Here is a 13,054-nt window from a genome sequence, read left to right as displayed (position 1 = left end):
TGCCGTCGCGTTCGCACAAAACGCCATTACATTTTTGAAATGCACCATTGTGCTTGCACAATATGCGTTTACACTTTTGAAATGTTCCGTTGTGCTAACGCAATGCGCGTTCGCGTTTTTGAAATGTCCGGATATAGCCTTTCTCGCCGTCATGTTATTTCTTCTCTTTTACAGCTCGCTGTCTTTTATCCGCTCGGCATTTTCGGCAACGATGAGGCGGTCGATACAGTCCTGTATATCGCCGTTCATAAAAGCGGCGAGGTTGTAAATCGTATAATTGATACGATGGTCGGTGATGCGCCCTTGCGGGAAATTGTAGGTGCGGATTTTGGCAGACCGGTCGCCCGTCGAGACCATCGTCTTGCGACGCGAGGCAATGTCGTCGATGTACTTCTGATGCTCCTTGTCGTAAATGAAAGAACGCAGACGGGCGAGGGCGCGCTCCTTATTTTTCGGCTGGTCGCGCGTCTCGGTACATTCGATATGGATTTCTTCGACGATACCGGTCAGCGGGTTCTTCCAATTGTAGTTCAGACGTACGCCGGATTCTACCTTGTTGACGTTCTGGCCGCCCGCGCCACTGCTACGGAACGTATCCCAGCGGATTTCTCCCTCGTTAATTTCGACATCGAACTCGTCGGCTTCGGGAAGCACGGCTACCGTAGCGGCCGATGTATGCACTCGTCCCTGTGTCTCGGTCTGAGGTACGCGCTGTACGCGATGCACGCCCGACTCGTACTTGAGAATACCGTATACCCCTTCGCCGGCGACGGTGAAGATGATTTCCTTAAAGCCGCCCGACGTCCCTTCGTTGCAGCTCGATACGGCAATTGTCCAGCCTTTCGTCTCGCAGTATTTCGAGTACATCCGAAACAAATCGCCGGCAAACAAGGCCGCTTCGTCGCCTCCCGTGCCGCCGCGAATCTCCACAATCGCGTTTTTCGCGTCTTCCGGATCGGCGGGAACGAGCATCAGCTTGATTTTCTCCTCGCATCGAGGAATTTTTTCTTCACACGCGGCCACTTCTTCACGAGCCATTTCCTTCAGGTCGGGATCGTTCTCGCTCATCAGGATGCGTTTACCTTCGTCAAGGTTGCCCAACAGGTTTTCGTATTCCTTCTTAGCCGCGATAAGGTCTTCGAGATTTTTGTATTCTTTCGTCAAACGAACGAAACGCTTCTGATCGGCGATAACTTCCGGGTCGGTAATCAGCGTAGAGACCTCGTCGAAGCGTCCGGTAAGGCCTTCGAGTTTTTGAAGCAGGGAATGATGATCTGTCATCTGAATAAAACGTGTAATGATGATGAAAAACGAAACGTGACGGAAGCTCTCACTTTAATATATGAACTCTCCGAACTCGCTTCGAATGATTAACTCTTTCTTTTCTCCCGGCTCGACGCGTCCTACCACCTGCGCGTCAATGCCGAACGACTTGGATACGGCAATCACCTCGTCCGCTCTTTCGGGAGCGAGGTAAATCTCCAGTCGATGGCCCATGTTGAACACTTTATACATCTCTGCCCAGTCTGTTCCGCTCTGTTCGCGGATGAGGCGGAACAGTGGCGGTACGGGAAAGAGGTTATCTTTCACGACGCGTACCTGATCCACGAAGTGCAGGATCTTTGTCTGCGCGCCGCCCGAACAATGTACCATGCCGTGTATCTCGCCACGCATCGTATCGAGCAGCTCTTTCACCACCGGCGCGTACGTGCGCGTGGGAGAGAGCACCAACTTACCGGCATCGAGGGGTACGCCGTCTATGGCATCGGTCAGCCTCATGCCGCCCGAGTAGACCAGTTCGCGAGGTACCGCCGCGTCGTAACTTTCGGGGTATTTTTCGGCCAGATAGCGGGCAAAGACATCGTGCCGCGCGCTCGTCAGACCGTTGCTCCCCATCCCTCCGTTGTACTCCTTCTCGTACGTGGCTTTTCCGAACGATGCCAGCCCGACGATCACGTCGCCGGGACGTATGCGGGCATTATCGATCACATCGCTGCGACGCATGCGGCAGGTAACCGTGCTGTCGACGATGATGGTACGCACCAAATCGCCGACATCGGCCGTTTCGCCGCCGGTGGCGTAGACGCCTACACCCATATCGCGCAGCTCGGCCAACAGCTCGTCCGTTCCGTTGATGATGGCTGAGACCACTTCGGCCGGGATAAGCATTTTATTTCTGCCGATCGTGCTTGATACAAGAATATTGTCGATCGCGCCTACGCAGAGCAGGTCGTCGATATTCATGATCAGCGCATCCTGCGCGATACCTTTCCACACGGACAGGTCGCCCGTCTCTTTCCAATAGAGATAAGCCAGCGACGACTTGGTTCCGGCGCCGTCGGCATGCATAATGTTGCAATACTCCGGATCTCCCCCCAATACGTCGGGGATAATCTTGCAAAAGGCTTTCGGGTAAAGCCCTTTGTCGATGTTTTTAATGGCGTTGTGTACATCTTCTTTCGATGCGCTTACGCCGCGTTGCATATATCGTTGGTCGCTCATAGTTTATGTTGTTTTTTAGAGGTCGATGTTTGTTTTGTCGCGCTTTGAACCGTTTTCTTCGTAGCTGTCGCAGTTGCCGGCTTCTTTGTCGCAGCCGATGCCTTCGCGGGCGTTCCTTTTTTCTTCGTGTCGGGAGCTTTCGAGGCTGCCGGTTTGTTCGCGTGACGCGCTTTCGATTGTTTCGGCGTCGCTTGCGGTTTCGTTTCTTTAACCGTATCGAAAGAATGCAACTTGTATTTCTCGATCAGCCCGATCAACTTACCCGCGTACTGCGGATCGGTCGCGTATCCGCACTTTTTCAGACCGTGCGCCCATGCTTTATAGTCCGTCGGCTTTAACTTGAAAAGCGGTTTGTAATGGTCTCGCTCGGTGAGGAAACGGGAATGATCTTCGAACGATTCCTCAGCTCTCACGTACTTTCGAAACGGCTCCTGCTTCCGATCGTCATCTCTGTAAATGCAAGGCCCTTTCCAGTCTTTGCACTTAATCCCGAAATGGTTGTTGCCAGCCAGCGCCAAATAGCTCTGCCCTGCGCCCGACTCCAACAGACCTTGTGCCAAAATAATGCTCGCCGGAATCTTATGCCTTTGCTGCTGCCGGATAGCCGTTTTATGATACGTCCGGATATACTCTTCGCAGATCGACGGGCTAAGCTTGTCCGATGTCCGTGATGGTTGTGCTCCGGTCCGGCAGTATCCTGCCAGAGTGGCAAGAAACCCAACCAGGACCGTATAATAATATGTGCGAAGGCGATGCAGCATTTGTTCGTTATCTGAGTTTAAGCGTTTCTCCTTCTACCGGAACGTAATCCGGGTCTTTGTCATTGAGCTTGTAAAGATTCTTGAGCCGTATGCCGTAATATTGCGAGATACTGTGCATTGACTCTCCGATCTGTACTTGATGGAAGAGGTTGGGCTTTTCAGCCTTCTTGTTTTTCTTTTCCAGATAGACAATGTCGCCTTGGCGGAGCGGGAAATCTTCCGGCACTTCGTTGTATCGTGCCAAGTCTTTTGTCTTGAATCCCAGATCGTCGGCGATTTGTGCGAACGAATCGTCATACCGTGCGACGGTATAAATCAATCCGTATGTTTTGTAAACATTTCGAGGGAGCAATCCTTTTCCGTCGTTCGCAGTTGGTTTTTGGGGCTGTACTGATGCCTTTTTGATTTTCTTCTTCGTGGATTTTTTCTTGGACGATGAGGGCTTGTGAACACTCTTTCCGTCCACGTCATACAAATACAGCTCATAGTCTTCAATCAGTTTAATGAGTTTGTTGGCGTACGCTCGATCGGTGGCATATCCGCACTGTTGAAGTCCCTTGGCCCATCCCCGGTAGTCTTTTTTGTTCAATGTAAACAGCTTGGCGTAGCGCGGACGTTCGGACAGGAAACGGGAATGATCTTCATAGGAATCTTTGACGGAACCGTACCTGCGGAAGCATTCGTTTCTCAGATCGTCGTCGTGATATGCTTTTTTACCTTTCCAGTCTCGATGACATTTGATGCCGAAGTGATTATTCGCCTCTCTGGCCAGCCTTGCCCGACCGGCACCCGACTCAAGAATCGCCTGAGCCAGCTTGATGCTGGCCGGAATATTGTATTTCTTCTCTTGCTCTGCCGCTAGATGATTGTACTGATCGATGTACTGTTCGTACGATGCGATCTTACGCTGGCCCAAGGCTTGCCAAATAACCGTAAGCCCAATCAACAATACGAGCGTTTGTCGGGTATATTTGTTCATAGTCAATATACTTTCTTCGGAATTAAGGATGCAAAGGTAAAGAAATAAATCGGAATATGTTTTGTCGGGCTGCTCCCTCGTTCTCGTTGTCCGACGTGAAGAAAATCGTCTCGTTCGGAGGATATACGGCTTCGTTTATCGGAGCTGATCTCCTCGCTCGGCCAGATGGAACGGCCTTCTTCGCCATCCGTAGCCGCAAAGTTATTGCGGCATGGAATACTGACCTGACCGGTCTTCAAACGATGTGACAATGACAACATATCCCCCTTATAACATCTCCATACAAAATTTGGATGGCAATATTCTGTTTTTTTAACATCATGCAAAAAAGAACTGTTTTCATGCTAAAATCCCTGAAAGCAGCGTAAGAGGGTTGCATAATTCTTGAAAACAACGTAGTTTTGCAACCCTAAAAAATTATTATGGTATAGAATAGAGCACATGAAAAAGAAATTCGTTTATTTGTTAGGACTTTTGGTAATGACTGTGGCCGTACAGGCACAGATCCTGACCCCTGTTAAATGGAAAATCCAACTGGAAGACTCTGAATCTGCAGAGAAGACTGTGACGTTCACGGCAACGGCCGATCAGGGCTGGCATGTCTACGATATGAACTTACCCAAAGGTGGACCGATTTCGACCTCGATCACGTATGAGACGCTCAAAGGTGCCGAGCTGGTTGGAAAACCTACTCCATCGGTAGCTCCCAGCGTCGTGCGCGACGAGCAGGCATATCCCGGCCTCGAACTGAGATGGTATTCGGGAACGGTGACGTTTACGCAGAAAATTAAAGTGACCGACCCGAAAGCATTTAAGATGGTCGGCGAAGTGGAATACATGGCTTGCAACGACGAATCCTGTCTGCCTCCCGAAACGGAATCGTTTGCGTTCGATCATAGGCACGTGAAAAAAACGACACAGGTGGCCGAAGCCAGTCCGTCCGATACGACGACCTCCGAAGAACTTGCGGATGGAACGACGCAAGCAGACGGTGAGGATACCACGCAGGCATTGGAACTTGCTCCGGCGATGCACAATACCGCAAAAACAGCTGCCCCCGACGGCGTGCTTACGCTTAGACAGGAATTGTGGACACCGGTAATCGGCGACCTCAAATCGTTTGGCGACGCGACGATTTCGGCTACCGATACTTCGTGGCTCTACATCTTTCTGGCCGGATTTATCGGCGGGTTGATCGCTTTGCTGACGCCTTGCGTTTGGCCGATGATTCCGATGACGGTAAGTTTCTTCCTCAAACGTAACAAAAGTCGCCAGAAAGCGATCCGTGATGCGCTGATTTACGGTGTCTCCATCATCGTAATCTACCTCACGATGGGACTTCTTATTACCGGAATATTCGGAGCCAGCGCATTGAATGATCTTTCGACGAATGCCGTCTTCAATATTATTTTCTTCCTGTTACTCGTGCTGTTTGCCGTGTCGTTCTTCGGAGCGTTCGAGTTGGTGTTGCCGGCATCTTGGACGAACAAGATGGACAGCAAGGCCGATTCGACTTCCGGTATTCTGAGCATCTTCTTCATGGCTTTCACTTTGGCGCTCGTTTCGTTCTCGTGCACAGGGCCGATTATTGGAACGCTGCTTGTCGAAGCCGCTTCGCAGGGTACGAGTATCGCTCCGGCCATCGGAATGTTTGGCTTTGCACTGGCACTCGCCATTCCTTTTGCCTTATTCGCCGTGTTCCCGAACCTGCTTCAGAACATGCCGAAATCCGGCGGATGGCTGAACTCGGTAAAAGTCGTGCTGGGTTTCCTCGAACTTGCCCTCGCGCTCAAGTTCCTCTCCGTAGCAGACCTCGCATACGGTTGGCGAATCTTAGATCGCGAAGTATTCCTCGTGCTGTGGATTGTGATCTTCGTGTTGCTGGGTATCTATCTGCTCGGAAAGCTCAAACTTAAACACGACAGCGACCTGCCTTATGTTTCCGTACCGCGCCTCTTTATGGCGATCATCTCGCTCGCGTTTGCCGTTTACATGGTTCCCGGATTATGGGGGGCACCGTTGAAAGCCATCAGCGCCTTCGCGCCTCCACTCTATACCCAAGACTTCAATCTTTACGAAGATGAGGTACATGCCGTTTATGACGATTATGAAGCGGGAATGGCTTATGCCGCACTGGCCAATAAACCGGTGCTGATCGATTTTTCCGGTTACGGATGTGTAAATTGTCGGAAAATGGAAGCCTCGGTATGGACAGATCCGGCCGTCAAGAAACTGATTGATGAGAAATTCGTGCTGATTACGTTGATCGTCGACGACAAGACGAAACTACCGGCTCCGATCATGATTGAAGAAAGTGGTAAAGAACGTAAACTGAAAACGATAGGCGATAAGTGGAGTTATTTGCAGCGTCACAAATTCGGGGCGAATGCACAGCCGTTCTATGTCATCCTCGATAACGAAGGAAAGCCGCTCTCCCCGTCGTATGCTTTTGACGAGGATGTAGCCAAATATGTAGGCTTCCTCGAAAACGGACTGCGTAACTATCAGCAGAAAGGTAAGTGAGGACGAGTACAAGAGAAGAGCGCTTGGAGGCCTTCGGGCGTTTGCTCGATGTCATGGACGAATTACGTGAAAAGTGTCCATGGGATCGAAAGCAGACGAACGAAAGCCTCCGTGCCAATACGATCGAAGAAACGTATGAGCTGAGTGAAGCGATTCAGAAAAATCTGCCGGCCGATATCAAGAAAGAACTCGGCGATCTGCTTCTGCACATTGTCTTCTACGCTAAAATAGGCGAAGAGAAGAAAGAGTTTGATATTAAAGATGTTTGCGACGCGTTATGCGATAAATTGATTTTCCGTCATCCGCATGTTTTCGGAGACGCGGTAGCAGAGAACAGTCGTGTCGTGGAGCAGTCGTGGGAGCAATTGAAGCTGAAAGAGAAAGACGGAAACAAGACGGTGCTCGACGGAGTGCCTTCGTCGTTGCCTTCGTTGATTAAGGCTTATCGGATGCAAGACAAGGCACGCAATGTGGGTTTCGACTGGGAGAAACGCGAGCAGGTTTGGGATAAGATTCAGGAGGAACTCAACGAATTCCGTTCCGAAGTGGATCGTATGGAAGCCGACAAGATGGAAGCCGAGTTCGGTGATTTTCTGTTCGGAATGATTAATGCCGCACGACTCTATAAAATCAACCCCGACAATGCGCTCGAACGTACGAATCAAAAATTTATCCGCCGTTTCAACTACCTCGAAGAGCATACCATCCAGCAGGGACGGTCGCTCAAAGAGATGACGCTCGCCGAGATGGATGCCATCTGGGACGAGGCGAAACGGCTCGGACTCTAATACGTTACTTTGACGTGAAAAACGCCCAGCCATTTTATTGATGGAGGGCGTTTTTTGGTGTCTTATGACAACTCCAGCATGCGTTGGATCGGTTTGACGGCGCGTAGACGAATGGCCTCGTCTACGAGTATTTCGGGCGTCTCGTCTCGCAGGCAACGATAGAGCTTTTCCATCGTATTTAAACGCATGAAACTGCATTCGTTGCAGGCGCACGTGCTATCGTTGGGAGGAGCCGGAATAAACGTCTTGTGCGGATTGCGTTTACGCATCTCATGGATGATGCCGCTCTCGGTCGATACGATAAACTCCGTTTTCGGCGATTGCACGGTATAGTTCAGCAGCGCGGCCGTCGAGCCGATAAAATCGGCAATCTGCAAGACAGGCTGCTTGCATTCGGGATGTGCGATAATTTCAGCTTCCGGATGTGCTTTCTGGAGAGCAAGGATTTTCTCCAGCGAAAACTGTTCATGTACATGACATGCGCCGTCCCATAAAAGCATATTGCGTCCGGTTACGCTGTTAATGTAATTACCCAGATTTCGGTCAGGCCCGAAAATGAGCAGGGCATCTTCAGGAAACGAAGCCACAATCTTATGGGCATTCGTCGACGTAACGACCACATCGGTCAGCGCTTTGACGGCAGCCGAAGTATTTACATACGAAATCACCTGATGGTCCGGATGCGCTTTGACGAATTTCTCAAACTCATCGGCCGGACAGCTGTCTGCCAGCGAGCAACCGGCTGCCATATCGGGAATAAGCACTTTCTTCTCCGGACAGAGAATTTTTGCCGTCTCACCCATAAAATGCACACCGCAGAGCACAATGATATCGGCCGTTGTCTTAGCCGCCCACTGAGCTAATGCAAGACTGTCGCCCACTTTGTCGGCTATATCCTGAATATCTCCCGTCTGGTAATAATGTGCCAGAATAAACACATTCTTCTCTTTCCTCAAACGGTTTATTTCTGCTGCATAATCAATCCTTTCCATCATAAATCATCCTTAAACTACAGGCCACAAAAATAATATATTTTTCCGGATAAGGTTATCCGGATGTATCAGCTCGCAGGCATGCCCGAAAAGCAGAACGTAGATTCCGACATCACGCTGTTTTGACCTTCTTTTTTTTAGAAAGTGAAAACATTTTTCTTCCCGCTTCTCATCCGTGTTCTTCATACGAAAGATTGAAAAAAACGAATGAAAAAACAAAAAAAAGAACTTTTCATGAACAATCTTGATATGCCCCTTGTTTTAAGGGTACAAACGGGTCTTCTTTAGGGCATATCGCCACGGACGAGAAAACTGAGAAGACCGCGAGTGTAAAGAATGAAATCGGCGGAACGGACACAGATAAGGAGGAAGTAGCCTGTCCGTATCGGGGAATGTACTTTGCTTCAAAATATAGCATCTCGCCCCCGAAAAGTCCGAATTCATCCGGAGCCCGAACGAGGGAAGTCCGAACCTGAAAAAAAAAGCTATGAAAGTCGGTACTTCTACCGATTACCATAGATAAATAGTTGTTTGTTTTAGTTGATTTGGAAAAAGGTCAGACTGTGAAGTTCGACCTTTTTTTTGTTTTTTTTCGAGTCCCCCCCCCGTACGTGAACTTTTGTTTAGTAAGCCGTTGCGAAAGGTTAAATAGTGGCAATATCGCTCGTCATACCAATCTTTACATGTACTTTTGTCCTTCTCTGCTCAAAGAAAAAAACAGAAAAAGAGCAAAATGTCGAGCTGAGATTTTTATGAACAGGTATATTTACGAAAAAAGTATTTTTATGAAGCATGTTTTGAAATCGGTATTCGTACTGCTGGCCATGTTCGCAGCGAATGCCATGCAGGCACAAGATGCCTCGAAAGCCTTGAAACAAGGCGATAAAGTAAAAGAATTTACCTTGAAGAATGCAAAAGGCGAAGAAGTCAGCCTATCTGCTCTTCTGAAAAAAGGGCCTGTCGTACTCACATGGTACAGGGGCGGATGGTGTCCGTATTGCAATTTGGCGCTGAAACAATTGCAGGAGGAGCTTGCACAGATCAAAGAGCAGGGAGCCACGTTGGTAGCGTTGACGCCCGAATTGCCTGATCATAGTTTGACGACACAGGAAAAAAATGCGCTCGAGTTTGAAGTGCTTACCGACCTTCATAACGAGGTGGCTCGTTCCTATGGATTGGTGTTTAAGCTCGATCCGCAGACAGCCGAGCGTTATGAAAGCATGCTCCATCTTTCCGCGCATAACGGAACCGATTCATCCGAGCTGCCGATTCCTGCTACGTATGTGGTCGATACAGAGGGAGTCATCCGTTATGCTTATGTCAATCCCGACTATAAACAGCGGGCAGATGCCAAAACGGTTGTTGAACAACTAAAAAAACTCAAGTAAAACAGAATCTGTTTTGAATAGAAGTATGTTTACGAAAAGCGCTTCGGATAGCAAATTCTTTCTAAGAGGATTGGCTATTCGAAGCGTTACCTTTTATCGATTTTAATACTTCGTCCAAACGATAAAACGTCTCGTCCGATCGAAAAAACATCCTGCGCGAACGAAAAAATGCCCCGTCAGAACGAAAAAACATTCTGTTCAAGAAGTAAAATAAACTCTCCAAACGATAAAACGTCTCGTCCGGTCGAAAAAACACTCCGTCAGAACGAAAAAATGCCCTGTCAGAACGAAAAAACACCTTGTCAGACGAAAAAAACGTACCCCCTAAAACAGGTAAACCCCGGAATCTACGGATTAAGCGTTTTCACGCGATCCGCAACTTCTTCCATCAGCCATTTAGGGGTCGACGTTGCACCACAGACGCCTACACTTCGAATATCCTCCGGCAGCGGCTCGGTAATATCAGCGGCAGAAGTAATAAATACGGAACGGGAATTTGCTTGGAGACACTGATCGAACAACATCTGTCCGTTCGAACTTTTTTTGCCTGCAACGAAATAAATCCAGTCGTGTTGCAACGCGAAATCGCGAATGTTCGGCAAGCGATTGGCCACCTGCCGGCAAATCGTGTCGAAATACTGGAAGGTTACGTCGGGTGAAATCCTTGCGCGAATGGCTTCCACCACTTCTCCGAAGCCATCGAGTGGTTTGGTCGTCTGTGAAAAAAGCACGATGTTGCGTTGAAAATCGAGCTTCTCAATGTCTTCCAGCTTTTCAATTACGATGGCTGTCCCTTCCGTCTGTCCGACAAGCCCGTTCACTTCGGCATGCCCTTTTTTGCCGTAAATCACCACCTGCGTTCCGGTATCTTTAGTCTCCTGATAGCACCGATGGATGCGCTTTTGCAGCTGGAGTACAACCGGACAGGTGGCATCGATGATTTTAATCTGATTCTTCTTCGCCAGTTCATACGTCGAGGGCGGTTCGCCATGCGCACGGAGCAGTACGGTTCGGTTGCGCAGATGTGCCAGGTCTGCATGTCCGATCGTGTGGAGCCCCAGGGTTTTCAGCCGATCCATCTCAAGGTTATTATGTACCAAATCCCCCAGACTGTACAATTCGTCAGTCTGTTCCAGCTCGTGTTCAGCACTTTGGATGGCTTTTACCACCCCAAAACAAAAGCCCGATCCGCTATCTATCGTTACTTTTACCATCTTTCTACGTTTGTGTAGCCCTGCGGAATTCGCACATCAACCATTCCTGCTGTTGGGCAATCGTCATATGTGTGTTGTCTAATTCAAGCGCATCCTCGGCCTTGCGAAGCGGACTTTCTGCGCGGGTCATATCCAGCTTGTCGCGTTCCTGTACATTCTTCAGCACTTCATCGAACGAAACCGGTTGTCCCTTTTCACTCATTTCTTTTACACGTCTTTGTGCGCGCACTTCGGCCGATGCCGTCACGAAGATTTTTAGCTCTGCCTGCGGGAAGACGACCGTACCAATATCACGACCGTCCATGACGATACCTTTTGCTTCTCCCATCGCTTGCTGCTTCGATACCAACGAACGGCGTACGAACCCCAACGCCGCAATCCGACTGACCCGATTCGATACCTCCATGCCGCGAATCTCGCTCTCCACCAGCTCGCCGTTCAGGAATGTTTCCGACACACCCGTTTCAGGGTTCGGCCGAAAAGTAATCTCTACGTTGTCTATCGCTTGCTGCAACGCCGCTTCGTCGAGCGTATCGCCATGGAAAAAGCCATGTCGCATCGCATATAGTGTCACAGCCCTGTACATCGCCCCCGTGTCGATATAGGCATATCCGACCGCCCTTGCCAGGTCTCTCGCCATCGTACTCTTACCGCACGACGAGAACCCGTCGACGGCCACAATAATTCTCTTCATGTATTCTATATGATGACTATACATTATAATATTAAGGATTCACTTCTGAGAGTGACATCGACAAACTCAGCATCAATGAGAGTGCCGAAGGATGATAACGTGCCACCGAAGCCCCGATATCGAATCGGGACACATGCAATCCCGCACCGACCGAAAAACCGCCCAGTCTGTTCCCTCCCTCTTTCAGCTTCATATCCATGTTCGCCTTGGGATTATATCCCAGTCCGACCCAAAAATTGTCCGACGGCAGAAAATCGACTCCAAATATCAGGTGTTTGGCCAGTGTCTGCACGAAACTATCCTCGAGGTCTTTCTCCGCCATCGTCTCATCTATATATTTAAACTTCCATTGCTTCAGATGTGTGGCCGTTACTGAGACGCGGATTGGAGCATGCTCCATTTTTTTGCTGATTCCCATCTGGATATCCCACGGAAGTCGTCCGCGTTCCGAATCGTATGCTTTTAGTTGTGCTCCGATATTTTTCAAGACGACTCCGAAAGAGAGATTTTTTTCTTCATCGTAATAGCTTAGGCCGGCATCCACCCCGATCCCGAACGATGAATATTCGGCCAGATGAGAATATAACATCTTCATCGAAAGGCCTCCCCTCCATTTATCCGAAAGATCGTACGAATAAAAAGCCTGTACACTCAAGTCTTTGGCTGAGAACTCTCCTTTGATCATCCGCGACGCATCGACCTCTTTAAAGTTGCCGTAGCTGATGAATGATCCTCCAATTCCCCAGGCGCCCCGTTCACGATGCGCTTTTGTATAGATCGCACTGCCGACGTTGATATCGGAGATATAATTCATATAATTCAGATTCACCATGCCGTCCATCTCTCCACCCAGCAAGGCCGGACTGTGAAAAGCAAGCGACGGGTCCGCTTCGATCAGCGATACGGTATGCCCTCCCAAAGCATTCGCTCGTGCCGAAGTGGGAAAGCGTAAAAACGTAAACACTTCGCCGCCTTCCTGTGCCGTAAGAAACCAAGGCAAGAGGCACAGTAGTCCTCCGATTAATCGTATATTTCTCTTTCTCATTCTTTCAAAAGCGTGTGCAAAAGTACATAATTTTAGAACATCGCAAGAATGTTCATACTACCCTTTCCATAACGGATAAAAATTAAAAAAGGTATTCGACTGCCGACTTTTTTTTCTGAGATCAAAAAAAAATAAAAAAAATCAAGTTTTTTCCGGCTTTCACACGCA

At 49.1% G+C, this 13,054-nt stretch carries 12 protein-coding genes; 4 read left to right on the top strand and 8 right to left on the bottom strand.

Features of this window, described 5'->3' with window-relative positions; all coding sequences use genetic code 11:
* Positions 1-168: 168 nt before the first annotated feature.
* The 4 genes from prfA to Q4A89_RS03125 are packed head-to-tail and all read right to left on the bottom strand — an operon-like array spanning position 169 to position 4,242.
* Positions 169-1,281, bottom strand: a complete 1,113-nt coding sequence (gene prfA / locus Q4A89_RS03140; RefSeq protein ID WP_124750839.1) for a peptide chain release factor 1 — start codon at positions 1,279-1,281, stop codon at positions 169-171.
* A 54-nt stretch (positions 1,282-1,335) separates the two neighbouring features.
* The gene (locus Q4A89_RS03135; protein ID WP_303183707.1) at positions 1,336-2,502 is read right to left on the bottom strand and encodes an AIR synthase-related protein; all 1,167 of its coding nucleotides are present in this window, start codon (positions 2,500-2,502) and stop codon (positions 1,336-1,338) included.
* Entirely contained in the window at positions 2,499-3,263 is a 765-nt protein-coding gene (locus Q4A89_RS03130) for a glycoside hydrolase family 73 protein (protein WP_303183705.1), read from the bottom strand. Before Q4A89_RS03130 ends, Q4A89_RS03135 begins: the two co-directional genes overlap by 4 nt.
* A 7-nt stretch (positions 3,264-3,270) precedes the next feature.
* Positions 3,271-4,242, bottom strand: a complete 972-nt coding sequence (locus Q4A89_RS03125; protein ID WP_303183703.1) for a glucosaminidase domain-containing protein — start codon at positions 4,240-4,242, stop codon at positions 3,271-3,273.
* A gap of 56 nt (positions 4,243-4,298) precedes the next feature.
* Here Q4A89_RS03125 and Q4A89_RS03120 point away from each other — a divergent pair, with 56 nt between their 5' ends.
* The 3 genes from Q4A89_RS03120 to mazG all read left to right on the top strand — a co-directional run bounded on the left by Q4A89_RS03120 (position 4,299) and on the right by mazG (position 7,553).
* A complete protein-coding gene (locus tag Q4A89_RS03120; RefSeq protein ID WP_303183702.1) occupies positions 4,299-4,490 on the top strand; it encodes a hypothetical protein in 192 nt (63 codons plus the stop codon).
* A gap of 193 nt (positions 4,491-4,683) precedes the next feature.
* Positions 4,684-6,765 carry a cytochrome c biogenesis protein CcdA gene (locus Q4A89_RS03115; RefSeq protein WP_303183700.1) on the top strand — a complete coding sequence of 694 codons (2,082 nt, stop codon included), beginning with the start codon at positions 4,684-4,686 and terminating at the stop codon, positions 6,763-6,765.
* A complete protein-coding gene (gene mazG, locus Q4A89_RS03110) occupies positions 6,762-7,553 on the top strand; it encodes a nucleoside triphosphate pyrophosphohydrolase (RefSeq protein ID WP_303183699.1) in 792 nt (263 codons plus the stop codon). Before Q4A89_RS03115 ends, mazG begins: the two co-directional genes overlap by 4 nt.
* A 62-nt stretch (positions 7,554-7,615) precedes the next feature.
* Here mazG and nadA read toward each other — a convergent pair whose 3' ends face one another.
* Positions 7,616-8,548, bottom strand: coding sequence for a quinolinate synthase NadA (gene nadA / locus Q4A89_RS03105; protein ID WP_303183698.1), 933 nt, complete (start codon positions 8,546-8,548; stop codon positions 7,616-7,618).
* Positions 8,549-9,330: 782 nt separating this feature from the next.
* On the opposite strand from nadA, the gene Q4A89_RS03100 reads away from it, so the two are divergent.
* Positions 9,331-9,933: a peroxiredoxin-like family protein gene (locus Q4A89_RS03100; RefSeq protein ID WP_303183696.1), complete on the top strand. Its 603-nt coding sequence runs from the start codon at positions 9,331-9,333 to the stop codon at positions 9,931-9,933.
* Between the two features lie 347 nt (positions 9,934-10,280).
* Here Q4A89_RS03100 and Q4A89_RS03095 read toward each other — a convergent pair whose 3' ends face one another.
* The 3 genes from Q4A89_RS03095 to porQ are packed head-to-tail and all read right to left on the bottom strand — an operon-like array spanning position 10,281 to position 12,886.
* Complete coding sequence (locus tag Q4A89_RS03095) at positions 10,281-11,147, bottom strand: 4-hydroxy-3-methylbut-2-enyl diphosphate reductase (RefSeq protein WP_303183694.1); 867 nt, start codon at positions 11,145-11,147, stop codon at positions 10,281-10,283.
* Between the two features lie 4 nt (positions 11,148-11,151).
* On the bottom strand, positions 11,152-11,841 hold the full coding sequence (gene cmk / locus Q4A89_RS03090) for a (d)CMP kinase (protein ID WP_303183692.1): 690 nt from the start codon (positions 11,839-11,841) through the stop codon (positions 11,152-11,154).
* 31 nt (positions 11,842-11,872) lie between these two features.
* The gene (gene porQ / locus Q4A89_RS03085; RefSeq protein ID WP_303183690.1) at positions 11,873-12,886 is read right to left on the bottom strand and encodes a type IX secretion system protein PorQ; all 1,014 of its coding nucleotides are present in this window, start codon (positions 12,884-12,886) and stop codon (positions 11,873-11,875) included.
* Positions 12,887-13,054: the final 168 nt, after the last annotated feature.

This window comes from Tannerella sp., assembly GCF_030528505.1.
Taxonomy (GTDB): domain Bacteria; phylum Bacteroidota; class Bacteroidia; order Bacteroidales; family Tannerellaceae; genus Tannerella.
The sequence above is the reverse complement of the archived record's forward strand: the minus strand, read 5'-3'. Positions and strand labels throughout refer to the sequence as shown.

Coding starts and splice junctions, on each gene's coding strand:
- prfA (WP_124750839.1), bottom strand. CDS start 1,281: ATGACAGATCATCATTCCCTGCTTCAAAAACTCGAAGGCCTTACCGGA.
- Q4A89_RS03135 (WP_303183707.1), bottom strand. CDS start 2,502: ATGAGCGACCAACGATATATGCAACGCGGCGTAAGCGCATCGAAAGAA.
- Q4A89_RS03130 (WP_303183705.1), bottom strand. CDS start 3,263: ATGCTGCATCGCCTTCGCACATATTATTATACGGTCCTGGTTGGGTTT.
- Q4A89_RS03125 (WP_303183703.1), bottom strand. CDS start 4,242: ATGAACAAATATACCCGACAAACGCTCGTATTGTTGATTGGGCTTACG.
- Q4A89_RS03120 (WP_303183702.1), top strand. CDS start 4,299: ATGTTTTGTCGGGCTGCTCCCTCGTTCTCGTTGTCCGACGTGAAGAAA.
- Q4A89_RS03115 (WP_303183700.1), top strand. CDS start 4,684: ATGAAAAAGAAATTCGTTTATTTGTTAGGACTTTTGGTAATGACTGTG.
- nadA (WP_303183698.1), bottom strand. CDS start 8,548: ATGATGGAAAGGATTGATTATGCAGCAGAAATAAACCGTTTGAGGAAA.
- Q4A89_RS03100 (WP_303183696.1), top strand. CDS start 9,331: ATGAAGCATGTTTTGAAATCGGTATTCGTACTGCTGGCCATGTTCGCA.
- Q4A89_RS03095 (WP_303183694.1), bottom strand. CDS start 11,147: ATGGTAAAAGTAACGATAGATAGCGGATCGGGCTTTTGTTTTGGGGTG.
- cmk (WP_303183692.1), bottom strand. CDS start 11,841: ATGAAGAGAATTATTGTGGCCGTCGACGGGTTCTCGTCGTGCGGTAAG.
- porQ (WP_303183690.1), bottom strand. CDS start 12,886: ATGAGAAAGAGAAATATACGATTAATCGGAGGACTACTGTGCCTCTTG.